Source organism: Aquiflexum gelatinilyticum (assembly GCF_024741135.1).
Classification (GTDB): Bacteria; Bacteroidota; Bacteroidia; order Cytophagales; family Cyclobacteriaceae; genus Cognataquiflexum; species Cognataquiflexum gelatinilyticum.
Genome location: NZ_JANSUY010000019.1, coordinates 71,444 through 95,768, shown reverse-complemented (window position 1 = coordinate 95,768; position 24,325 = coordinate 71,444). Strand labels below are relative to the sequence as shown.

19 protein-coding genes are annotated in these 24,325 nt (G+C 42.5%); 3 read left to right on the top strand and 16 right to left on the bottom strand.

The features are described from left to right. Nucleotides 1-20: 20 nt before the first annotated feature. The 10 genes from NU887_RS17380 to NU887_RS17335 all read right to left on the bottom strand — a co-directional run bounded on the left by NU887_RS17380 (nucleotide 21) and on the right by NU887_RS17335 (nucleotide 14,711). Nucleotides 21-1,208 (bottom strand): sialidase family protein, encoded by a 1,188-nt coding sequence (locus NU887_RS17380; protein WP_258424654.1) that lies wholly within the window; start codon nucleotides 1,206-1,208, stop codon nucleotides 21-23. Continuing rightward, nucleotides 1,192-2,634 carry a sulfatase family protein gene (locus NU887_RS17375; protein WP_258424653.1) on the bottom strand — a complete coding sequence of 481 codons (1,443 nt, stop codon included), beginning with the start codon at nucleotides 2,632-2,634 and terminating at the stop codon, nucleotides 1,192-1,194. Before NU887_RS17375 ends, NU887_RS17380 begins: the two co-directional genes overlap by 17 nt. A 36-nt stretch (nucleotides 2,635-2,670) precedes the next feature. Beyond that, on the bottom strand, nucleotides 2,671-4,002 hold the full coding sequence (locus tag NU887_RS17370) for a hypothetical protein (RefSeq protein WP_258424652.1): 1,332 nt from the start codon (nucleotides 4,000-4,002) through the stop codon (nucleotides 2,671-2,673). A 24-nt stretch (nucleotides 4,003-4,026) separates the two neighbouring features. Further along, nucleotides 4,027-4,905 carry a PIG-L deacetylase family protein gene (locus tag NU887_RS17365; protein ID WP_258424651.1) on the bottom strand — a complete coding sequence of 293 codons (879 nt, stop codon included), beginning with the start codon at nucleotides 4,903-4,905 and terminating at the stop codon, nucleotides 4,027-4,029. Nucleotides 4,906-5,616: 711 nt separating this feature from the next. Further along, nucleotides 5,617-6,981: a M48 family metalloprotease gene (locus NU887_RS17360; protein ID WP_258424650.1), complete on the bottom strand. Its 1,365-nt coding sequence runs from the start codon at nucleotides 6,979-6,981 to the stop codon at nucleotides 5,617-5,619. A 746-nt stretch (nucleotides 6,982-7,727) separates the two neighbouring features. Next, nucleotides 7,728-10,535 carry a PQQ-dependent sugar dehydrogenase gene (locus tag NU887_RS17355; protein WP_258424649.1) on the bottom strand — a complete coding sequence of 936 codons (2,808 nt, stop codon included), beginning with the start codon at nucleotides 10,533-10,535 and terminating at the stop codon, nucleotides 7,728-7,730. 76 nt (nucleotides 10,536-10,611) lie between these two features. Next, nucleotides 10,612-11,640: a sugar phosphate isomerase/epimerase family protein gene (locus NU887_RS17350; protein ID WP_258424648.1), complete on the bottom strand. Its 1,029-nt coding sequence runs from the start codon at nucleotides 11,638-11,640 to the stop codon at nucleotides 10,612-10,614. 431 nt (nucleotides 11,641-12,071) lie between these two features. Next, nucleotides 12,072-12,863: a 5'-methylthioadenosine/adenosylhomocysteine nucleosidase gene (locus NU887_RS17345; RefSeq protein WP_258424647.1), complete on the bottom strand. Its 792-nt coding sequence runs from the start codon at nucleotides 12,861-12,863 to the stop codon at nucleotides 12,072-12,074. Then, entirely contained in the window at nucleotides 12,860-14,164 is a 1,305-nt protein-coding gene (locus tag NU887_RS17340) for an NCS2 family permease (protein ID WP_258424646.1), read from the bottom strand. The genes NU887_RS17345 and NU887_RS17340 overlap by 4 nt, the downstream gene beginning before the upstream one ends. A 28-nt stretch (nucleotides 14,165-14,192) precedes the next feature. Further along, nucleotides 14,193-14,711 (bottom strand): hypothetical protein, encoded by a 519-nt coding sequence (locus NU887_RS17335; protein WP_258424645.1) that lies wholly within the window; start codon nucleotides 14,709-14,711, stop codon nucleotides 14,193-14,195. Nucleotides 14,712-14,971: 260 nt separating this feature from the next. On the opposite strand from NU887_RS17335, the gene NU887_RS17330 reads away from it, so the two are divergent. From NU887_RS17330 to NU887_RS17320, 3 genes are all read left to right on the top strand, one after another. Beyond that, nucleotides 14,972-15,460: a GNAT family N-acetyltransferase gene (locus NU887_RS17330; protein ID WP_258424644.1), complete on the top strand. Its 489-nt coding sequence runs from the start codon at nucleotides 14,972-14,974 to the stop codon at nucleotides 15,458-15,460. Nucleotides 15,461-15,533: 73 nt separating this feature from the next. Continuing rightward, nucleotides 15,534-15,824: a type II toxin-antitoxin system TacA family antitoxin gene (locus tag NU887_RS17325; RefSeq protein ID WP_258424643.1), complete on the top strand. Its 291-nt coding sequence runs from the start codon at nucleotides 15,534-15,536 to the stop codon at nucleotides 15,822-15,824. A gap of 3 nt (nucleotides 15,825-15,827) precedes the next feature. Then, a complete protein-coding gene (locus NU887_RS17320) occupies nucleotides 15,828-16,106 on the top strand; it encodes a hypothetical protein (RefSeq protein ID WP_258424642.1) in 279 nt (92 codons plus the stop codon). Nucleotides 16,107-16,855: 749 nt separating this feature from the next. Here NU887_RS17320 and NU887_RS17315 read toward each other — a convergent pair. The 6 genes from NU887_RS17315 to NU887_RS17290 form a co-directional block, all read right to left on the bottom strand. After that, nucleotides 16,856-18,289, bottom strand: a complete 1,434-nt coding sequence (locus NU887_RS17315; RefSeq protein ID WP_258424641.1) for a YfaP family protein — start codon at nucleotides 18,287-18,289, stop codon at nucleotides 16,856-16,858. 236 nt (nucleotides 18,290-18,525) lie between these two features. Then, the gene (locus NU887_RS17310; RefSeq protein WP_258424640.1) at nucleotides 18,526-20,790 is read right to left on the bottom strand and encodes a xanthine dehydrogenase family protein molybdopterin-binding subunit; all 2,265 of its coding nucleotides are present in this window, start codon (nucleotides 20,788-20,790) and stop codon (nucleotides 18,526-18,528) included. Nucleotides 20,791-20,801: 11 nt separating this feature from the next. Further along, nucleotides 20,802-21,260 carry a (2Fe-2S)-binding protein gene (locus tag NU887_RS17305; RefSeq protein ID WP_258424639.1) on the bottom strand — a complete coding sequence of 153 codons (459 nt, stop codon included), beginning with the start codon at nucleotides 21,258-21,260 and terminating at the stop codon, nucleotides 20,802-20,804. Between the two features lie 320 nt (nucleotides 21,261-21,580). Continuing rightward, nucleotides 21,581-22,411: an MBL fold metallo-hydrolase gene (locus NU887_RS17300; protein ID WP_258424638.1), complete on the bottom strand. Its 831-nt coding sequence runs from the start codon at nucleotides 22,409-22,411 to the stop codon at nucleotides 21,581-21,583. Beyond that, the gene (locus NU887_RS17295) at nucleotides 22,408-22,803 is read right to left on the bottom strand and encodes a transcriptional regulator (protein WP_258424637.1); all 396 of its coding nucleotides are present in this window, start codon (nucleotides 22,801-22,803) and stop codon (nucleotides 22,408-22,410) included. Before NU887_RS17295 ends, NU887_RS17300 begins: the two co-directional genes overlap by 4 nt. Before the next feature lie 362 nt (nucleotides 22,804-23,165). Further along, nucleotides 23,166-24,308, bottom strand: coding sequence for a helix-turn-helix domain-containing protein (locus NU887_RS17290; protein ID WP_258424636.1), 1,143 nt, complete (start codon nucleotides 24,306-24,308; stop codon nucleotides 23,166-23,168). Nucleotides 24,309-24,325: the final 17 nt, after the last annotated feature.

The window sequence follows — 24,325 nt, the reverse complement described above, 5'->3', positions numbered from 1 at the left end:
TACCGGAAAGGACTTTGAATTCAATCCTTCCAATTGACCTTTTTGAAGATAATCTTTGTGTAATTATCCTGTTCGTATAGCACTCCTACATTCTTATCATTCACCATGACCAAATCACTGTATGCAGTCCAAGCCTGTTTATTTGGATCATCGGTTCTATCAATTAGTATTGATTTTTCCCAAGTTTTCCCTTCGTTAAAACTAATCTTGAGCGTTAGGTTATTCCTGTCTTTGGGATCTGCAGCATTGGAATGGGCCAAAATGGTTTTTCCATTTATTTCACCTATCGGAAGGATGGAACCTTGACAGACCGGATCGGGAAGCGCTTCTTCGAAATAGGCTTCATCCCAGGTTTTGCCTCCATCGGAAGAATAGGCCAAAATTCTGCTTCTGATATCTCCACGTTGATTTCTGACGCTCATGATCATCCTGTCGCCTGAAAGTTCCGCGGAAATAGCCTCATTCGAGCCGGGAATTTCTATGGACTCAGACAATTGGAACGTCTTGCCATGGTCATCCGAGAAAAATCCATGTGCCCGGTATTCCATAAAATCCTCCTGCGGCGGCCCGACAGAATGGTTGGCCGCGACGTAAATCCTTCCTTTGTATTTCCCTTTTTGAAACTGAAAAGCATGCCCGGGAGTATTCGCATAATGCCTCCAATCTTCTTTTGATTCATATGCGGCATTGAATGCAGGGTTGTTTGGACGGTGAACTTGCTGCGTGATATTGACCGGCTCTTGCCAACTTTTTCCCAAATCCAAAGATTTCATCATCCACACCTCCCTTACCCCCTTGTTCATACGGATATCATATTCATGGTTGTTTCCGGTGTTGTAAAAAAGGTAAACCACTCCATCAGGATAAGCAGGATCATGCAAATCTACCACAGGCGCGGGATTTCCTGCCTGCAACTTGTCATAATCCACCAGCATTTGGATGGCTGACCAGGTCATTCCTCCATTTTCACTCCTTTTCATGACAAGGTTGACATCTCCAAAATCATCAGAACCGTTGACCCGGCCTTCGGCAAAAGCTAAAAAATCCCCATTTGGAAGGTCGATGATGGCCGGAATCCTGTAGATTTTGTGACCTTCTTTTCCTCCTTCAAAAACGATATTTTCTTGAGAGAATCCTTGACTCCAAATCCCAAGAAATAGCAGGGATAAGAATAGTCCGGTTTGAGTAATTTTAATGGTTTTTTTCAAAATATCGCTTTAAAGTATAATCAGGCTGCCATTGATCAGGTTGCCTTAAGATTGATTTATGATCGTATTCCAGAGGTTTGATAACTTTAGCTGTTAAAGCGGCGGTGTCACCGGTTTCTTTTTGCCAAAGTTTCATCAGCTTCAAGAGCGCTTCTTTCTTTTCTATATAATCATCCTCATAAGCTAGATTATTTAACTCTAAAGGATCTTTTTTTAGATTAAATAATTGCGTAAAATCCCGTTCAGGGTAGCGGATCAACTTCCAATCTCCTTCCCGAACGGCCCGAACCGTATTTCTGTAAGCTGTAAAAAGAGAACCCCTGACTTGGGTTTCCTTTCCTTGAAGAATCGGAACCAAACTTTTGCCTGTTACTTCCTTGGGATTTGGCAATCCTGCCAGTTGAGACAAAGTTGGATACAAATCAAACAGATACGTAAGCGCATCAAATTCCTTTCCTTCGGGCACGCCGGGTCCTTTGATGATCAGGGGAACTTTGGTACTGTGCTCGTACAGGTTCTGCTTTCCAAGCAGGCCATGGCTTCCGACTGCCAGACCATTGTCAGCAGCATAGACGATAATTGTGTTATCATATTGCCCATTATCTTTCAAAACAGAAATTATTTTCCCGATCTGCTGATCCAAGTGGGTGATCAATCCATAATAGTCAGAAAGGATCATCTGAATCACTTCAGGCTTTCGTGGCCAGCCAGTCAGGTTTTCATCACGGACGTTCAATTGATCAAACTGAAAAGGGTGAAGCCCCATATAATTTCCCGGAAGTGGCAAGCTTCCATCAGGATAATAGTTGATGAATTCTGGAGCGGGCGAATAGGGATCGTGGGGGACTGTGAAGGCTACATAGCAAAAGAAAGGCTTCCCTGCGCCGTTTTTTGAATGGTTCTGGATGAATTCAATGGCTCCCTCTGTAAAAACCTCCGTGGAAAATCCTTTGATTTGAGGATCTCCCAGTTTCCCATTTTCATCAAAGTCCCTAAGCGCAATGGCATAATGATCTGCCATACCCCCCAGATACACATTTTTAGCTTGCTGAAAAGTCGCCTCAAAGGCCTCTTTTTCATTGTGCCATTTGCCTGTACCAAAGGTTGTATAGCCTGCTTTTGAAAAATCCATCGGCATGGTATTGACCCCATTGAGTCTGTCATAAACTTGAAAAAGACTTTTCCCACTCAAGAGCATCGCCCGGCTTGGAGCGCAGATCGCACCATGGTGTCCCCCCATTACATAGGCGTTGGTAAATCGACTTCCTTCCCTTGCCAATTGGTCAATGTTGGGAGTTTGGATATAAGGATTGCCACTGATGCCAAGGGCATCTGCCCGCTGATCATCTGCAAATAAAAAAAGGATATTCGGTTTTTTGGATTGAGGATATCCGGAAATTGATGTGGTTAATAATAAAATTAACACAAAAGATATCTTCGATTTGGTATATGGCATTTTGGCTTATTTTTCAAACTCGACGATATATTCAGACATGTATTTTCCCAAATCAGAATATTTGAAAAACAACCTTGCCTGCTTCCCAAGCCGCAGACTCGTGTATTTGTTGGCAATGTCATCAGGGGTATTCAGGGGTTGCAGCGAAGGGTACCAAAGCACATGTCCGGGTTTTTCCAGGAGTTTTTGAGGTTTGGTCCAAGCTTGGGAATTATTCCCCTCTCCCAACTCCTTGTGGGGATTGAATGAAATATACAGCTCATCACCAACCCATGATTGGCCCTCCACTTTTCCCATCATCATCACCCAACACTCCAGATAGGTATTCCAACTGACAGATGGCCCCCAATGAAATCCACCTGTTGGGGAAGATGCCGGACCACCACCGTTTTCGACAGGCATTTGGAGGGAAGCCACAGGTTGACCGATTCCATCCCAATCCGCATTGAATCCTTGTCCATCCCATCTCTTGGCTTTCCCCTGAGGGTCGTCGAGTTCGTCAATCCGGATTCGGGCGATACTGATGCATTGCCCACTCCATTCTTTGATCGGGTCATAGGAAGCTGCATCATAAGTTCCGGGATAGCCATATTCACCATAAAAAAGATAAAGATATTCGCCAACAGCCACAGCAGAAGGATCACCTACTCCACCGGCAAAAGTCTTAGAAATATTATGTGGCTTGAGGATCATTCGGGGTTGTTTGTCTTCGAGAAAAAGGCCTTTGTTTTCCCAACTCCAACCACCGTCCGTAGATTTCATGACTCCAATCCTACAAACTGCCGCAGGTGTGATTCTTTCAGTCAGACCCAAAGGCCAGTCCTTGTCGATATAGCCTTCTCCGGTTGCTTCATTGTAAGGGAGGGTTTCAGGATAATTTTCATTGTGGTAGATAGCGTACAAGGTCCTTCCGCTCGGATCTTTTTCATCTTGATAAACGGTCTCAAACCATACTGCCCCATGCAATCCCGGTTCTCCGACAGGGGCATTGACAGGCAATTTGGGGGCAATGTATTCGGCTGCAGGTGTACTGAAGACCTCATCGGCATTGGATCCGCTTGCAAACTTCAGGTCTTCTGCAAATCCCCACACAGGATCCTCTCCGTATTTACCAGGAAAAATCCTGAGCGTATCTCCAACCCAAACTTCAGCCATATTGCAGTCGACAAAATTATTGAAGAAGAAAGTGTCTGTTTCTATGAGTTTGAAAGTGGGCATCGTAAAGTTGATCTCTTCAGTCAGTTCCTCTTTTCCGGGATTTCTTGGATTACAAGAAACCCATAAGATCATAGAACCAAACAGAAGAACGGGAAAAAGGGATTTAAAAGCAGATTTCATAGAAGTGGATGAAGGTTTATGTGATTAATTTTTCAGCATCGGAAAAAGCCTTTTAATTTCCTCTTTAGAGGGCTGGGCACCATATTCACAAATTTCAAAAGCTTCAGCGTACTTGATGTTTAGTACTTTAGTCTCTCCGTACCAGGTTTTTAAAGCTTCAAGGACAGCCGAATTTGGAGCACCGATGCGCTTGCTTTTTAACCATGCTTTTCTTTCCACTTTGTCTGCAGGTACTTCTGCCACATAATTCCCGATCCATGGCAGCCACTCATAAAACTGCGACTCATGGGCATCCATCGCATCTATTTTTTTATCCAAAACAGTAGTAATGTCGACAGCTATGTCTGCTTTAAATGGATACGGTTTTTGGAAATTGTCCTGAAAATAAAGGAAAACAGGGTTTTTTCTCAGAGGCGGTGTATCAGGTGCAATATTGGGAACACCGACCATGTACGCGGCATCCTGAACCAAAATGGCAGTGTAGCGGTGGTCCGGATGGTAATCATTGGAACGGTGCGAGATGACCACATCTGCATCCCAATTACGGATAAGGCGGATGATTTCCAACCTGATAGGTAAGGTGGCGAGCAATTCACCGTCGTGGTGGTCCAAAACATAGTAAGTCACACCCAACCTCCGGCCTGCCTCTTTTGCTTCGGCCATTCTTCTTTTGGCCAACATCCCGCCGCCCTCTTTCATGTGCCCTGCATCTCCGTTGGTCACAGAGACAAACTTGACCTGATGGCCCATTTGGACAAATAGTGCAGCGGTTCCTCCGCCTTTGATGTCACAGTCATCCGGGTGGGCACCGATCATTATGATCCTTAAAGGTCTTTCTTGGGAAAATGCCTCAGGAGTAAAATTGATGAAAAGTAAGGCAATGAGGTAATGAAAGATTTTCATGAAGGGTTATTTGGGCTGTTCAAGATATCAAAAAACAAAAGAAAAATCAATGTCGCCAAGATGAAAGTGAGACTTGGATAGAATGGATTGCAGGCCAATTTGGACTTTCAATATTTTGTGGAAATTCCCGGGCTCTTAATTGTGGATAACTTTGTGATTTAAGCTTTTTTCCAGTGGAAAAATTGTGCAAAAATTATTTGTTAATTTATTGGAAATCAATTATTTGAGACATAAATTTGATACTATCAAGTGAGAGATAAAAGGCTGAAAGTAAAATTTCAGACTAAGGTCAAAAACTCGAGATGAAAAGATGAAGGGGCTGAAAACGGCAACGTAGAAAGTCTGAGAAGGGCAACCACAGAAGTCTTGAAATCATGGATCAAAGTCGAAAGGCGGAGAAATCAGAGTTAGAAAACCTAAGGTCATGAACTCGGGCAACTGAGGGAAAAGTCACAATAACTGTAGCTTGCATGATTTGAAGATTACGGTCTTCAGGTGATGAAGCGGGAAAAATTCGAAAGAATTTCTTCCCGCTTTTGCTTTTAGGCCCTAGTAATTTTTATGCTATGACACGATATTTTTAATGAAATCAGGAAGTCGGAAGTGGTAGAGCAAACACTCCTTTAGGGCTTGAAATTAAACCGCAAAAAGGCAAATTGTATTTTTACCCATTTTCACTTAATTATATAAGGTTCCGTAAACTTTAAATTATCAATCCAATTCATCGGATTCTTTCAGCATAGCCGAAGCTTTTTGACCTAAGTTCCGTTGCAGGTATTGGTTGATCATCCTCAATTCCGATTCCACATTTTTTCCCTCTGCTTTAAGTTCCAATAGGCTATCACGGTATTTCAGATAAGCTGCAATGGATTTTTCATGTTGCTGAAGCCTGGCATATATCAGCCCTTCTTCTTTATCCAATTCAGGCAAGGGGTCTAAAGCCAATTTCCTGGCTGTCTTAAGATATTCCATTGCCAACTGGTTAGATTCAAATTCATTGGATTTTCTCCTTTGGATCCTGCTTAGCAAAAGGTAATCTGTATCCGAAGCCATACCCGATTCTGCAAGTTTCAAAGCGAGTAATTGCGCATAGCTATAATTCTTGAGCTGATATTCCTGCCAAGCGGTAATGGAAACAGCACTTGCAATCGTGTTGAGGTATTGTTGGTCATCCAAAAAATTAACCTGAGGATGCTCATCCATAAATTGGGAAGCAATTTTTTTAGCCATCAATTGCTGTTCGGAAGTATAACCTGCCCCCAAGTTATCTAGCACTTGAGATGAAAGGAAATAAACAGACATTCCAAAATCCGCTGCCAAGCTATAATCATGGTAAACGCCGTTGTTGACTTCATCAACTGCCATGGCTGTTGCAGCTGCTACAGTGGCAACTGTACCCCATATCCTGGCTCTCCGTTCAGCACGAATCACTTCGTTTAAATTTACAAGATTATGTTCGAGTACAGCATGGGCAATGCATTGGGCCAAAATCAGGTTGAGCTCATTTTCAGAACCAGTACTCGCAATCAGGCCTGTGGTAAGCACTATCATTCCATTGTCAAAAGAAAAAGCAATATGTTCGGTAGAGTTCAGAATGACCAAACTGAAATCCGAAGCCCTATCCTTAAGCATGGAATAAGGGTGGATGGAATAGATCAATTGATAGACATAATCATAGAGCATGTCATCCTGCAAAACCATGTTGTTAGCCAGGGCTTGGGAATAATAATCCATGGCATCTTCTATCAATTCCTGCCTGAGCCCACTTTCCCAACCTTTTTTATTGATGGTTTCAGCCCTGTTTTCCATCCAGACATTTTCCCAAAAATCAAGGTCGTTGCCAAGAAGGGAAATCCTGTCCTCATTGAAATACCGATATTCCCCAAAGGAAGACCTGATATAGTATTGAACCGCACCGGTATTGATATTTTTTCTGGTACCCCATACGGTGACGGTATCTCCGACGGCAAATTCCCCAAACGGCCGGATGACGTAGCCTTTGAGCGTGACTTTACTTTGGGAAAAACTAAAATTTGCAACTAAGACAAAAACCAAAAGAAGAAGGTACCTTTTCATAAAAACAGGGGTTTAGGAACATTAAGATCCTTACGGATAAAGATGGTTTTAGGTTGTTTTTGAGAAAGTGAAATATGGATGTGGATAACTTTGTGATTTAAGCTTATTTCCAGTGGAAAAATTGTGCAGAAATTCTTGCTCAATTTATTGGAAATCAATTATTTGAAGCATAAATTTGATTCTATCAAGTGAGAGATAAAAGGCTGAAAGTAAAATTTCAGACTAGGGTCAAAAACTCAAGATGAAAAGATGAAGGGGCTGAAAACGGTAACGTAGAAAGTCTGAGAAGGGCAACCTCAGAAGTCTTGGAATCATGGACCAAAGTCGAAAGGCGGCGGAATCAGAGTCGGAAAACCTAAGGTTATGAACCCGGGCAACTGGGAGAAAAGTCAAAATAACTGCAGCTTGACATGATTTGAAGATTACGGTCTTCAGTTTGTGAAGCGGGAAAAGTTCGAAAGAATTTTTCCCGCTTTTGTTTTATATCGATATGACAGATGAAGCTTTTTGATGATTAGCTTTCAAACAAAAAAGCAGAGACCTCATCGGCCTCTGCTTTTTTGTTTTTTTCGATTATTGAATGGAACCTTGATTGTGTGAACTGGTATTTCACCTATCAGTCTTACCATTTATAAAAGCCGAATTGAAGTTCAAAACAAGTGGCTGTGGACTATTAGCTGTGGTCTGTGGACGATAATCCGACCATTTGAAGCCAAAATCCTGATTTCTCCCTATTTCGGATTATCTTATTTATCTCTAAACTCAATCTCAGAGATACTCATCAGGATTTCTTCACCTTTGGCTTTTGGATTTTTGAAGATGAAATACACATCCTGTTTTCCCGCTGTGGGATTCAACACAACCTGGGCTTTGGTGGCATTTTGCCTTCTCCACGCTACAGGATTGACTCCTTCGGGAGGTCTTCGGAATGCAGACTCTTTTGGAACCATGGCTTCACTCTGTCCGATCAACTGACCTGTCGGGGAGCCAACCCTCACTTCCACAGAACCACCAATAGCATCATTGCGTGGACTTACCTCCACATAAAGATCGATTTGCTGCACCCCTGTCAAGTCCAAGGATTTGAATCCTATGTGGGATTGGTCTCCGATCATAAAGAAATTGACTCTCGGCGTAGTCATCAGATTCACCCCTTTTCTGAAGTCAGAAAGTTGCGGGTCAAGGAACGGATTTCGCAAAGCAATGTAATCCACCCCAGAGAGGGAACCCACATTTCCTGCACCTTTATCAGCATAGGATGCCCTCAAAAGATAGCCTCCCTGACCATTTTCCCCTTCAGGAACCACAGGCGTGACTTTTCCGCTGAGTGGCAAAGAAGCCACTGTCGGTTTGGTTTCATTCATACTGAGGATGAAATCAACCATTCGCCGAGCATCTGCCTCAGATAACTGTGGATGGGCACTCATCCCATGTTCGCCCCATACACCACTGCCTCCATTGATGATCTTTCCGATGAGCAATTTGGTGTTTTCTTCTGTTTTGGGATACCTAGCCGCCACTGCGGTGTAGCTCGGACCGATGGAAGTTTTGTCATATTGGTGACAGGATTTGCAGTCGCTTGCTTCAATCAGGTTTTTGCCAATATTCAAAATCGCCATGTTCTCAGCGCCACTTTGCTTGGAAGCAATTTCTATCGGGTCAAAACCTGCCGGCACATAATCAAAAGTCACAGCGACTTCTTCGGCCTTGATCTTTCCTTCAGCGGATGTACCATCCTCCTTGTCCTCAACCTGAATTGTGTAGGCAAATTCCTTTTCCCCGAAATAGAAGGTTTTGTTCAATCCTCCAAAATCAATCGAAACAACAGGAGGTTCATTCCCTGCAACGATTTCGAAAGTGGCTGAATTTTTCTCTCCCTTGGTATCGGTGACGGCAAGCAACACTTGGTATGTTCCTGCTTCTGTGAAAGAAAATTCCGGATTTTGATCTTTCAATACCTGCTTGAATCCATTACCTGAAGTTATACTCCACTCAAAACTCAGTTTACCCTGATCATAATCATCGTAATCGGAAGTCCCCTCAGCGGAGAATTTGGCAGTCAGGGGAACTCCACCGGCATATTTATCGGCCGAAGCGCTGACATTTGGTTTGCGGTTACCGGCGTTGTATTCGATTTTGACAATACGGGAATTGGCATTGCCACGAAACCAGGCGCTGCCGTATTCCAAGACATACAATGCGCCATCCGGACCAAAATCCATATCTATCGCCGAGCTGAAAGTTTCATTGGGCAGGAACCGCTCCATGGATTTGTAGTCTCCATTTTCATCCATGGTCACCGCCATGATCCATCCCCGCATAAAATCCACAATCAGCCACTTGCCTTCATAATAAGCAGGAAATACAAAAGGCGCTTCTTTTTTGAAATCTGCCTTGCGGAAAACAGGTCCGCCCGTAGCGCTTCTACCCGAACTTCCCAATATGGGAAACTCCTCCGAAACCCCGTAAGGATACCAGATCATCGCAGGCACTACAGGTGTGGGCAAATTCTTGAGACCGGTATTGTTTACCGATTCATTGACAGGATTATTCACGTCAAATGGTGCTCCATAGGTATTGGTAGCAAGGTCATGTTTGTTGTAGGGTTGGTTGTTTCCGATAAAATATGGCCAACCGAAAAATCCCGGACCTTTGGCTTGGTTGAATTCATCGTATCCTTTTGGCCCCCAAATAGAATCGATGGAGGCATCCGGTCCTACTTCTCCCCAATACAGATACCCTGTCTCACTGTCCAAAGTAGGTCTCCATGGATTCCTGTGACCCATGGTATAAATTTCGGGTCTGGTTTTTTCAGTTCCTACAGGAAATAAATTTCCCTCCGGAATCGTATAAGTTCCATCATCTTCAGGATGAATCCGAAGGATTTTTCCCCTCAAGTCATTGGTATTGCCGGGAGCGCGTTGGTCATCTGAACTCTCCATTCCGGGACGCTCGTCAAGGTTGGAGGATCCTACCCGCGGATTCACAGTGTTATTGCCTACGGTCAGGAAAAGGTTTCCTTCTTTGTCAAATACCATCCCTCCTCCGGTATGACAACATTCCTCCCTTTGGGTAGGAACTTCCAAGATTACTTTTTTTGTATCGGCATACAGCGAATCGCCATGCAATTCCCACCTTGCAAGGACATGCTTGGCTTCTGTAGGGTCTGCGTAATACATGTAGATCCAGGAGTTTTTGGCAAAATCAGGATGTGCAATCACACCCATCAATCCCTCTTCTGCTTCCCTTACCCTGCCTTCTTTGTTGGTGTATTTGGTATTGACAGGAATAGTGGCGATGAGCTTCATCTCCCCGGTTTTCTCATCAAAAATCTTGACACCGCCCTTTCTCTCGACCAACAGGATTTTGTTTTGGGGGAGGAAAGTCATTTCCATCGGCTCGTCCATGCCCTCGGTCAAGACGACTTTTGTAAACCGGTTGTCCTCAGGTTTGATGGAGGCGTCTTCAGATTTTTTGCATGAAATCAAGCTGAGCAAAATGGCCAGTCCAAAAACCGTATTTAATCGGCAATTTATCTTGTAAAATTTTATCATGGTTTAATGGGTTTTTGAAATTGGAAAATTTCTTAAATGGTTGTCCGCTGACAATTGTGGTGAACCGCATTATCTCTTAAGCCAATGCTTTTCTGCAAAACTCCAGGCATTTCTGTACTTCCTTGACGGCATCCGAACCTTCTGGAACCTGATATTCCAATTCTATGGTAGCAGGGAATTTGTATTTCTTGTCCCGAATCAATTGGAGGATGTCAGCGATTGGGGTATTCCCCGTTCCCCAAGGGAGATTTCCTTTTCCGTTTGCGGGTGTTTGACAGTCTTTGACATGCATGCTCCAGATTCTTCCCTGCTGTTTTTGGATCAGTTCCATCATATCCGTATGACCCGCAGCGATGTAATGACCGCAGTCAAAATTCAATCCGTTGCTGCTGCTTTGGGACAAAGCTGTATCCCAAAAACCAAAAGTCTGTTGCTCATGTCCATGATAGCCTACCTTCATCTTGTTGGCATCTCCCAATTTTCCTAACCTCAAAGTCTGCGCATCATTTGAAGGATGCTCCAAGGTCACATGGTTAGCGCCAAGGATTTTGGCAGCTTTCATTCCATAGGCCACATCCATATCCGAATTATTGACACCAAAAGTATTTGGTTTGAAAGCATAAAGAGAAATACCTGCATCCTTAAACATTTTGCCTGCCTGCTCAAATTTCTTAAAATCCGTTTTTGACCGCCATTCGGAAACTACTTTGGCATAAGCTTCAGATTGCTGCCTGATATCTGCCAATTCGGCCTTTTCACTTTCAGTCAATTCCTCGCCCCTTCTCTGTTTACCGCCCAACTGAAAACCCCTCATCCTATTGAATGTCGGTTGTGGCATCCCTGCAAAGTATTCCACAGGTTCGCCCATCATTTCCACGGCGCTGATGCCGGATTCTTTGATGTAACGGATATTGGCTTCAAGGCTTTGATCAGGCATGGAGCGAAAAGAATACGTGATGCAGCCAATCTGCACGCCGTTGATTTTTGAATCGGGTTTGTTGTATGACCTGATCAATGCCGGAGCACCCTGCAGCCATGTTGGCGCCAATACCAAACCGGTAGCGCCGATGGCGGATTTGAGGAGAAATTCCCTTCTGTTCTTCATTAAAATTGATTTTTATTTGTTCAATAGGGTTTAAGGTTGAACAACTTAGCAACAATTTTTCTATGCAGCCAAAAAAAATTCAGGAAGGTGATTTTCGCGATTTAATTGGTGAAATATGAGGGTGGCATTTCGCTTTTTGGCTTAGGTGAATTGACCGATGACGCCTGCCTACCGCAGGCAGGGATGACGGATGTTACCAGCTCTTTAAAGTCTTGATGATTCAGTTGTAGTTCTCAGTTTTATTTAAGTCCCTTTAGGGACTTCCAGATAGGAATAGCAGCATGTTGACCATCCTCTGAGGAAGAAAGGTGATTAAATAAATTTCTTACCCGATAAAAAATTTCAGGCTCTTCGGTCTTCCGACTTCGGTCTTCTGACCTGTCTGATAAGGAATTAAGGGTTATTGGCAAAGAAGCTGAGAACCATTTAAATTACTCCATTTCCCCCAAAATCGCCAAAACCAACCTTGCGGAATTCTCTGATGCAGGACCTACAAATTGGTTGAAATTCATGCGGGCGTGGTTGTTGGCATTGTCGCTGCAACTTCGGATGACAATAAAGGGAATGTCCAATGTCCTACAGATATGCGCCACTGCCGCCCCTTCCATCTCGGTAGCCAAAGCCTCAAACTCGGTATAAAGCCATTTTGCCTTTTCGTTGCTGCTTACAAAAATATCCCCTGTCGCAATCACCCCGCTGAAAACCTTTGGCTGCCTGTTTGCAATCGGAACAAAAACCACCTTTTGTGCTGCACTTTCGCTTATCCGGAGCAAATCCTTGTCGGAATCAATGAATAATTCATCATGCCCACCTCCACTTAATTTCCTGAATGGCGCAACAGAAAATCCCAAAGAATCCACTTTCCCGAAGTCATATTGCACCAACTTTTCCCCGATCACCAAATCGCCCGGCAATGCTTCGGGATCCAATCCACCTGCCACTCCGGTAAAAATCAGTGTTGAAATTTTAAAATTCTCGGTAAGTACGGCCGTGCTGTAAGCAGCATTGACTTTGCCCACGCCGGCTTTAAGAATGACAACCTTCTTGCCTTTCAGTTTTCCTTTGTAAAAATCAATTCCGCCCCTACTTACTTTCTTTTGTCCCTGCATGGAATCGAGCAAAATGGCGATCTCCTGATCCAAAGCGCCCATCAGCGCAATCCGTTGGGCAGAGGCAGAAAAGGAAAAACCAACAATCAGTAAAAGGAGTAAAAACTTTTTCATAGCCAAAGAAAGAAAATAGAAAGGAGGGTGATCACGAAAAGGATGGGGTTGATTTCGGCTTTTTTGCCGGTCAATAACTTCAATGCGGTCCAACTGATAAAGCCAAAGGATATCCCCACAGAAAGACTGTAGGTAAAGGGTATCAAAGTAATGGTGAGGAAAGAAGGGATCGCCTCATCAGGTTTTCGCCAGTTGATTTTGGTCAGCGGCATCACCATAAAGGAACCCACCAAGACCAGGGCAATGGAACTTGCGATGGAGGGAATGATGGACAGCAGCGGTGAGAAAAACATAAAAGGCAAAAACAGCAGTCCGGCTGTAACAGCCGTGGCCCCTGTTTTTCCTCCTTCTTCGATTCCCACCGCGGATTCGATGTAGGCCGTTCCCGAACTGCTTCCCACCAATCCTGCAAAAAGTGTTGCCATCGAATCGGTAAGCAAAGACTTGCGCATATTTCTCGGACTGCCATCAGGATCTTTCAGTCCCGAAGCTTCTGCCAAACCCACAAAAGTGGAAATCCCGTCAAACAGAATCGTGAAGGTAAATACAAAAATCACCGGCAGATAGGCATATCGGAGCGAACCCAAAATATCCGCCTTTCCTACCAGACTAAAGTCCGGTATGGCAAACAAACCGGTGTAATTGACCATAGTGGCCACTCCGAAATTGACAGCAGAAGCATCTCCCCACCACCTGCCGATCGGCCAAGCCAAAAGGGTCGTAAAGATAATCCCGTAAATGATCGCTCCCGAAACCTTGCGGCTGATCAAAGCGCCTGTCACCAATAAACCTGTCATAAATGTCAGGCTGATAGGATCCTTGAAAGCGGCCATCCCTACGAGTTTGGCAGTATTGTCCACGATAAAGTGGGCATTTTGAAATCCGATAAAGCAGATAAATAACCCGATGCCTGCCGAAACCGCATGTCTCAGCGCAACAGGGATGGATGCGATGATTTTCTCCCGGGTTTTGAAAACTGAAAGCAAGAGAAAGATCACACCTGACCAAAATACCGCTCCCAAAGCTTCTTCATATGTCAATCCATAACCTTTGACGGCTGTGTATGTAAAGAAAGCGTTGATTCCCATGCCGGGTGCGACTACGATCGGGTTTTGGGCATAAAATCCCATCATCAGACTGCCGAAAGCAGACACCAAAACCGTCGCTGTCAATGCTCCCGAAAAAGGCATGCCTGCCTCCGCCAAGATGGCAGGATTGACGATGATGATGTAGAAAGCCGCAAGGAAAGTGCTCGTTCCTGCAAGGATTTCAGTTCGAAGGTTTGTTGATTTAATTTCCATGCATACTTTTTGAAGACTGTACGTATTTTTACTTTTCTTTTCTTGCAGGAACAAAATCAATTAAAGGAGGATGGTAAAGAATCATATTGCAAGCATTTTGCCATCCAGATTCAGAATCTTTCATTAGGAAAACAACCACTTGGTTAGTCTCATTAACCATCAAAAAAAAGGCATATTCATCAATAATTAGAGGAAAGGTTATTTTTCTGACCTTGGAAGAATAAATATCTGTAAGTTCAATTCGACCTTTAACCAGCGATGGATCAAGCTTTACATTTGGGACATTATGGATTTGATGAAAAATTTCTCCAATATTATTATTGATGAAAACTTCTACTTCGGGACATCCCCTTCCAAGCAGGGTGTTGTGTTCCGAACGCAATAAACTAATCCAAAACCTGATCTCTGATGTATGGTAAAATAATTCAACCTTATCACCATAAACCTTGAAATTACTTGGGTTGAAATTCTCGTTGATGACAGCATATTCTTCATGGTATAGTTCCTGTCCAGCAACGTCCAAAATGGCTAAAAATCCAAACAACATGGAGAATATTAATCTTTTCATATTTATTCTGATTATTTAAGTATAAACACAATACTAACTGATTATTATAGTTGATCAAATTGTTGTAAAAAAATATTATCCAATACTCCATAAACTATTGATAAAACTCTTAAAATTTAGGCATACTGCAATAAATTCTATTTTAATTTATTGTAGATTTTTTTGCGTAGTCTTTAACGGTTTTTCAAAGTAATCAATCAATTTGCCATTGAGTCTTGTTCAAATAAATCGACCAGAAAATGAATCTAATTTTTAGATTAGGCAACCCGAAAGACCACAAATCCCTATGGGAAATTATCCGGCCAATTATCCGCAAAGGAGGCACTTATGTGTTTTCTCCAGATAGCTTGGAACAGGAAATGATGGAGTATTGGATGAGTACGGACAAAAGCACTTATGTGGCAGAAATGGACGGTAAAATCGTAGGCACTTTTTACCTGAAACCAAACCAACCCGGATTGGGAAACCATATCTGCAATGCGGGATTTATGGTCGATGAAAAGGAAAGCGGCAAAGGCATCGGCAGACAGATGGGACTTTTTGCTTTGGCAGAAGCCAAAAAAGCAGGGTACCTTGCCATGCAGTACAATTATGTAATAAGCACCAACCAAGCAGCAGTGAAGCTTTGGCAATCCCTGGGATTCGATATCATCGGAGAAATCCCCGAAGCCTACCGCCATCCTGAAAAGGGATTGGTGGGGGTGTATGTAATGTGTAAAAAACTATAGCTTATTGATCATTTTAATTTTGCTTGAATTTTTTACGGATTTTATACGGACATTTGAAAAAACATGTTAAGCCATGAGTACTGATACAAAAGAACGTGTAAGATTTGATGTAAGGCTCCCCAAAGAACAAAAACAATTCTTTGAGAAAGCTGCCTATTTGGGAGGATACCGTAATCTGACTGACTTTGTTATCCTTACTGTTCAGGAAAAAGCAAAGAAAATTATCAAAGAGAAAGAACAGGTGCTTGCCTCAGAAAGAGATGCAGAAATTTTCTTTGATGCCATCACCAATCCAAAAGAACCATCTGAAAATTTGATAAAAGCCTTAGATGATTACAAGACTTTTTTATCTAATTCAAAATAGGTAATGATTGAACTTTTAGACAAAAAGCACAACAGAGATGTTTTTGACTGTGGGAAAGATCTTTTGAACAACTATTTAAAAAATCAGGCGGGACAAGACATCAAAAGAAAGCTTTCAGCTTGTTTTGTGTTGGCAGAAAGTACCTCAAACCAAATCCAAGGCTATTACACCCTTTCCAATAACAGCATTCCATTAAGCAGTTTTCCTGAACATATTCAAAAAAAGCTTCCTAGATCCTATATTTCCATTCCCACTACTTTACTTGGTAGATTGGCTATTTGACACAAAATATCAGGGCAAAGGAATCGGAAAGATTTTACTGATAGACGCTTTGAAGAGGAGAAGTTTTATGAGAAATTTGATTTTATAAAATTACCCGACAGCGGAAAAATGTTTATTTCAATGAAGACTTTGACCCAGCTTTTTGCTTAAAGAGTTATCTATTAAATTGGATGGTATGTTTGTTTATTGTGTTCTTTATGAAGTGGTAAATAAGTTTTCATTTGGTCTAAAGAATATGAACTTTAGGGCTGCTTTCATATTCTCTCTAATAACTTTTACCAATGTCCTTACATTTACCAAATGGATCAGAGAAGATTTTATTATCCATAATAATTATTGGATTGTCCTTTTTGCTCTGATTTGGTTACCGATGCATTTGACATATTTTGGAAATGATAGAAATCATCTTAAAATAATAAGTCGATTTAAAGGAAGGTCGATTTGGGTGAGGTTTTCTTACTTTATTATAACCGGTCTATATATTGGTTTAACAGTAAAATTATTTTCAATGGTTGTTTGACTAGGTTTTCTCAAGTGAGCAAGATTCAAAAGGGTAAAAAAGAATTTGTTGGAAATGGGAGCTCAATTAAAGCCTTTTCAAAAAAACACCATAGCAAAGTATTATCTGTAACTGTCGCTTGAATTCAAGTTTGTTTATCAAAATCAAAAAAACCGCACCCAATTCCTCGGGGTGCGGTTTTTTTTGATTTCTCGCCATTCTTGTCTCTTCCAAATCAAATTATTTGAAATTAAAAAATAAGGTTATTACCACTTTTTGTAAATGTAACCACATTCCAGACAGCATCTTTATTGACAAGATTTCCTTCAAATGACCGGACTGTTCCCAACCCGTTTGAGATTTTGACATAACAAGTTGTTGGGATACAACCGTTTTCACTGCAACTATAATTATGAACTGCAACTGAATATTTCCCATCGGGTGCTCCATTCATCCAATAAATATTCTCAGGACCAAAGCCATCAATGTCATCTAGGTCAAGATAACCGTCTGAAGCTGATTTAGGGTTTTCAAAATAAATTTTCTCCCCAGAGGGATCAGTTACCCAAAGATCAATATCATTTCCCCCGGTGCTCCAAGACATTGCAATATGAATTACACCACGGCTATCCGGAAGATCGTCGAGATCTGTATTTTCATTAAATATCCTTTTCGCCTCCAGATCTGAAAGTATTTCCTCAAGCGAAATATCTAAACCAGGATCTAAATTCAAATTATTCCAATAATTTCTAGCTAGGACTTGATAATCATTGACTACTTCAACTGTTCCACCAACGAGTTCATTTACACCTTCTGAAATATTATTTTGCAAATTTTGAAGATTATCTAACAACCGGTCCAGACCGCCACTTACAAAAAATGCATTGGCTCTAGTTGCTGCTGATAGGGCAACCCCTCCAACCAAGATTGGTACATAGGCGGGGGATCCTAAAAGGACGCCAACACCTCCAATTACAAGGGCAATATCTCCAATGGGTTGCACTTTTTCTCTAAGAAAAGTAGGGACATCATTCTTTCGGAAGTTTTCTATGAAATCTCCAAATTCTGCTACAAAATCCTCTGTTTGAAGTATGGTGTTCTGACGAAGATTAAGCAAATCCAATCTCGGAATTGGTGCATAAAAGGAACCTCCTTTTACACCGGTTCGCGCTTTAACCCCATCTAGGTTTTTATTGGCAGTGACAAAAGTAGTTTCAGTATTCCAATTGCCTCCCGATTTTACTACTTTTCCCTCAACGATCAGTGTGCCAATACGCTGGATCCAATCATAATGGTAAATCCTGATAAAAAAACTCCCGGGTGATATTGGTTCAAACTCAATTAGGCCTTCCTCTTTTTCCCCTGTTTGGGAATTTATCCCATACATGAAAGCAGGTGCGCCAAAGTCGTCCAATAGTACCACACTTTGTGTTTTTGCCAATTCATCAGTAACAAAGAATGAATTGATTTTGCCTCCCGAACCAAAAAAGGCCAAATGTAAATCCTCCTCAGCTTGAATTGTTGCTTTCAATTGGTGATTTACCGAATAAACTCCATCAGGTACTGTAAATAAATTTAATTTCAACTTTTCCTCGGGGCCGGTTCCTCCATCATCATAACATGAAGAAAAGAATGCCAACAATAAAAAAATAAAATTGCGGAAATTGAATGATTTTTTTTTCATGGTTAGAAATGTTTAATGTTCAAACCAAATTGGTGCAAGGTTTCAAAAAATAAAATAATGAAATAGTATTTGGTGGTTTTGAACTAGAATCTGGGTGTTTTTTTACTCTTAAAAAAACTCATGACTTTTTTTGCCCCAGAATAATTGAAAAATAATCAAACAATAAACCATAAAAAAACCGCACCCAATTCCTCAGGGTACGGTTTTTCACTTTTTTCCTTTTCTTGACTTAGAAATCACATTGTCAGGTTCTGCATTTCGAGTTGGGGGGCAAAGGGCTGGTCATAGTACCTTCTTCCGGTGGCTTTGTACAGGGAATTAGCCAAGGCCGCAAAAACCGGAGGGAAAAGCGGTTCGCCAAGTCCGGTAGGATCTATGTCGTTTTTGACAAAGTGTACTTCTATGGATTTTGGTGCTTCAACCTGTCGGATCATCCTGTACTTGTCGAAGTTGGTCTTTTCAGGAATCCCATCCTTGAATGGCAGCTCGCCAAAGAATGCATTCCCGATACCATCCACGATGGCACCTTCTCCCATATTGGCGGCTGCATCCGGATTGACCACAATGCCGCAATCCACTGCCGCGATGACATTCTTGACTACAGGTTTGTTGTTTTGGATCTCAATATCCAATACCTCAGCAACATAGGAATTGTGACAGAAATACGCCGAAACACCACGATGCAAATTAGGCTCAGGAGAATCCCATTTTGATTTTTCCCTTACGAGCTCCAACACACCTGCATAGCGGGCAGGGTCGTAATCGTTCTTTTCTCCAACCGGATTGGTTTTGGCCCGATCAAGAAGTTCTAGCCTGAAAGCAATCGGGTCTTTGCCCATTTCTTCGGCCAATTCATCGAGGAAGGATTGCTCCGCACTGGCGATAAAGTTGGATCTCGGTGCCCGGAAAGCCCCGATGGTGATATTGGAATTGATTTCCCAACCTTCCGCAAGGTAGTTGTCAATCGCTCCTGCTGGAAATCTGTTAGGCGCAATAGGTGTCTCCGGAATTCCGCCCGCTTTCACATGAAATGCGGTCATGTTATTGTTTTCATCCAAAGCAGCGCGGTAGGTTGCAGTATAGGTTGGCCTGTATACACCCGAAGTCATGTCATCCTCGCGGGTATAAATCATTTTTATAGGGGCATTTGCTTTTTGGGAAATCAAAGCTGCCTCCACCATTTGGTGGCTGTACGCTCTTCTTCCAAATCCGCCTCCCATACGTGCAAGGTTAACCTTGATCTTTTCTTTGGGCAACCCAAGCCTGTTGGAAAGTGTACCGACAATGAATTCAGGAGCTTGGGTCGGTCCATAGATTATGGCTTGGTCGGCAGTTACATGGGCAAAGCAATTCAGAGGCTCCATCGTATTGTGGGCCAAGAAAGGAGCAGAATAGGTGCGTTCGATGATTTTTGCTGCTTTTTTGAATGCCGCTTCAGGGTCGCCGTCCTTTCTGAGAATATTCCCTGGCTTTTGGGAATACTCAGCCATTTTGGCTTTGTGATCTACGGAATTTTCCATACCTGAAGGGACGACTATTTTGGATTTATTTCCACCAAAACCTGTAGCAGTAAAACTTGATTCAGGAGCTTTTTCCCAATCAACTTTCAAAGCCTTTTTGGCATTCAATACTTCCCAAGTAGAATTACCAACGATGGCTACCATTTCGTCAAAAGTTGCAGTATCAAAGACATTCCTTTCGTAATCATCGTTAAATACCTTGATCGAAAACACATCTTTGATTCCGGGCATGGACTGTACAGAAGCCCCATCAAATGCTTTCAGTTTCATCCCAAATCCAGGAGGATGGACGATCGCAGCATAAAGCATCCCTTCTACCTTGTGGTCGATAGCAAAAAGAGGTTTTCCGGTCACGATTTTCTGACCTTCTACATTCTTTTTGCTGTTGCCGATAATCTTGAAGTCCTTGATTTCCTTCAATTTGATTTCCTCAGGCACCTCTAGTGTGGATGCCAAAGAAGCCATTTCTCCATAGCCTGCTTTTTTATTGCTTGCTTTATGGATGATTGTGCCTGCTTCGGTGGTGATTTCTTCGGCGGGAACCTGCCAAGTCTGTGCAGCGGCCAGGACAAGTAATTGACGGGCAGTGGCACCTGCAGTACGCAAAGGTGTCCAACCCTGACGGATTCCCTGACTACCTCCGGTAAACTGTCTTTCAAATCTCTCGGGGAAAAAATCTGCCTGCTCCACCATTACCTTTTTCCAGTCCACATCCAGCTCCTCAGCCAAGATCATTGGCATGGAGGTAATGACGTTTGAGCCAAATTCCGGGTTGGCAGAATAAAGCGTCACAGTTCCGTTTTCGCCGATTTTGATGTAACTGTTCAGTTCAAACCACTCCTTTGGCATAGCCAAAAGTTCTTCTTTGGTGGTAGGTTTACAACCCGCCAACCAGCTAAAGCTGAGCACCATTCCCCCGCCTGCCAGCGCAGATACTTTGAGGAAGGACCTTCTATTGATATGCTTGTTAACAAATGTCATGTTCCTAGGATTTAGAGTGATTTGGAGGCGGTTTTCACGGCTGCTTTGATTCTGAGGTAAGTTCCGCAGCGGCAGATGTTACCGTTCATTCCGGTTTCAATTTCTGCATCACTCGGAGTAGGGTTGTTTTTCAACAAAGCCACAGCAGTCATGATTTGACCGGCCTGGCAATAACCGCACTGAGGCACATCATGCTCCAGCCAAGCTTGCTGCACAGGGTGTTCGCCGTTTTCGGAAAGGCCCTCGATGGTCGTGATTTCCTGATTTTCTACACTGGAAACAGGCAATTGACAGGAACGGACGGCTATGCCTCCCAAGTGAATGGTGCAGGCTCCGCATTGCGCGATGCCACAACCATATTTTGTTCCTGTAAGATTCAGGTGTTCCCTCAGCACCCAAAGGACAGGCGTATTTGGATCAACGTCTACAGTCTGTTTTTTACCGTTGACATTTAGGTTTATCGTTGCCATAGAATTGAAAATTAAGTCTAAAGATAAGTTTTTTTGAGGGTCAATAACTTACGGAAATCAAACATATTGTTCTTGAAATCAAGTAATTGGTTTGAGCTTGAATAATAAATGGACTTCATGGTGTTACTTAAAAAATTGGATTCCATTTTTTTGGTGTAGATAAGTTTTATCCTTTGGATTACGGGATAATTAGGCAAGAATACCCAAATGATTTTTGAAATTGGTTTCAATGGCTGCAATAATTGTTCTGATCAAAATACAAATTGGATAGTGCTAACCTGATGATGAAAAATCCAAGATAGAATTATTTCCTTATTTCCCTACCCCAAATCAATCTCCATCCCTTCCCTAGCAAGATCAAAGTCAAGTTGTCCTGTACGATTGGACTTCAGCGTAGCCAAGACATCTTTCAGTTTACTGTCACTGTGGGAAGGATCATGATGGGTCATCAAAAGCCTTTTTACACCTGAATACCCGGCAAATTGAATGCTGTCTTCCATGCAGGAATGTCCCCAACCTATTCTCCCCATGTATTCTTCGCGGGTAAACTGCGCATCATGCAGGAGAAGATCGGCATTTTCAGCAAGGTCATAACCTGAAATCCATTTTGTTTCATTCAGCAACCCTCTTGGGCCCAAGGCAGGTTCGTGGTCAGGAATATAAGCCATCACAGCATCTCCACAAGTGACTCGGAATCCTACCGTCGGTCCCGGATGGATCACAAATCTAGACACAATGGAAAATGGCCCGATCTCAAAACTGCTGTTGGAAATGTCATGCAGGGTCAGTTTACATGGTAGATCACGGATATGGACGGGAAATAAGGGCGGTGATAAGTACCTGTTCAGCCTTGTCCGCAAACTCTGGGTTGCACTTGCAGGAGCCCAGATATGTACTTCTTTAGACGGATCAAAAAGTGGATTGAAAAACCCCAATCCCTGAATATGGTCCATATGCAGGTGTGTCAATAAAATGTCCACCCTGTCAATTCCTTCGGGAGAGGATACCTTTTGGATCCCCGAACCGCCATCAAGGATAAGTTGGCAATCACCTTCCTTCACAGTCACGCAGGAGGTATGGCCGCCAAAAAAAGATGTTTCGGGACTTGAGGTGGGAATGGATCCTCTGACTCCTTTGATAGATATTTTCATGTGTCCTGGGAATTCCAAAAAATGGCTACTGCTCCCAAGAATTTACCGGTGCGGCCTATGATGGGATAGGAGGTTACCGAAATCTTCTCATTGGCTCCTTTCAAACTTTCAATCCAAAAAACCTTGTGGTGGGGTAGCTGATCGCTTAAGGTATTGACCAAGGGCAAGCCCTCAGGAGGCAGTGGGGCCCCTTCTTCATCCAAAGGTTTGAATATTGTCGACCACTCCTCTACCTTCATTTCCCCGGTATCTTCAAAGGAAGTGCCGAGGATTTTATCCGCCGGCTCGTTGTAAAATATCAGGTTACCTACCGTGTCCGTAATGAATACCGGAATCGACAGGCAATCGGCAAGCTGACGGTTGAGGATAATCTCTATTTCGTAGGAGGCCATCTCGGGAAGATATAGTGTTACCTAAATATAGGAAAACAAATCAAAATAAAGGATAACCTTTCTTTATTTACACAATACAATCTCCCATTTTAGTAGAAACACTTTAACAGTTTATTTTTTACCGCAATGATCGCAGAAGTTTGGCAATGGGGTCCAATGGACACCAATAGTTGCCACTGATGGTTGTGTCTTCAAAAACATTATTCAACCCTTTGGCTAAAGCCAAGATTCCTTTTCTCATTTTTACAACCAAAAGCTAAAGCAGGTGGCAATTGACTTGTGAAAAGCTTCCGTTTGTTTTTATTCATAATTCACCTACCACTGAAAAAATTGATGTTTTTTTGAGATTCGTTTCCACTTTTTTAATGTGATTTCAAAAATTCCTGTGGAGATTTCCCTTTTATTTTTTTAAAGGCCCGGTTAAAAGTTGCTTTGGAATTAAAGCCGGAATCCATGGCATGCGACAACAGTGTAAACCTGTGGTTGCTGTCTGCATTGTACTTTCTGACAAATTCGTCAATCCTGAGGCCATTGATATATTCATTGAAGTTTTTGCCAAAAACCTGGTTGATGGCTGCCGAAAGAAGGGCAGGATTGGTCTGTAGGTATTGAGCAAGTTCTTGTAGGTTCAATTCAGGTTGAAGATAAAGACTGTCATTTTCCATGATTTCTTTAAGCTTTTTGGCTATTTGAACCTTTTCCGGGTCCACACTTTTGGTACTGACCGTTTTCTCTGGCAAAACAGAAGGTTCATGTTTTATAAAATCATCAACCTTATCAAGGTCAAAACTGATCCTTGCAGGCTGCTTCTGGGAAAAACCTTTCAGACCGATATATATGGCCACAGCTGCCAAGGCGAGGTTCCACCACCAATCCTGATAAAAATCCAACTTGAAAATCACATCTATCACAAGCATAACTTCCCTGAATACCAGCCAACCAATCATGGAGAAAATGAAATTTCGAAACCATTTGAAGTCAATGAGCTCGAGGTTGCTAAACTGATCGAGGCTCCACTTTCGGTATTTCCTGTAAATGGACGAACATTTAGACAAGTAATAAACAAAAGAAACAATCAGACAGATCCTCAGCACATAAGTCATCACAAGGTCCAGGGTAGATTGGTGCAGGGTTTCTACCCTTTCAGGTCCTTGCAAAAAGAAGAAAAGCTTATAAACAAAGTATGCCGCATAGGGAAGAAAATGCCATAAATGTGTCTTTTTGAGAACAAAAGAACGGTTGGTCTGGGCTAAAAAATAGAAATAAACGATGGGACCAAACAATAGGCTCACGCTTCTTGGAAAACCATTCAGCTCATTCCAAAGGAAATTTATCCCCGCAAAACCAAAGGTATAATCCTGCAATTCCATAGCAAGGATAAACATGATCCAACCGAGTAGTTTGTCTGACAGCCGTTGGTTTTTGTAGCCCCTGATGAGGAGTAGAATCCAGAGTAAAAGGCTGAAAAAATAGCCGAACTGAAGGGGTGTGGTATAAATTGACATGTATTCGGAATGAGAGG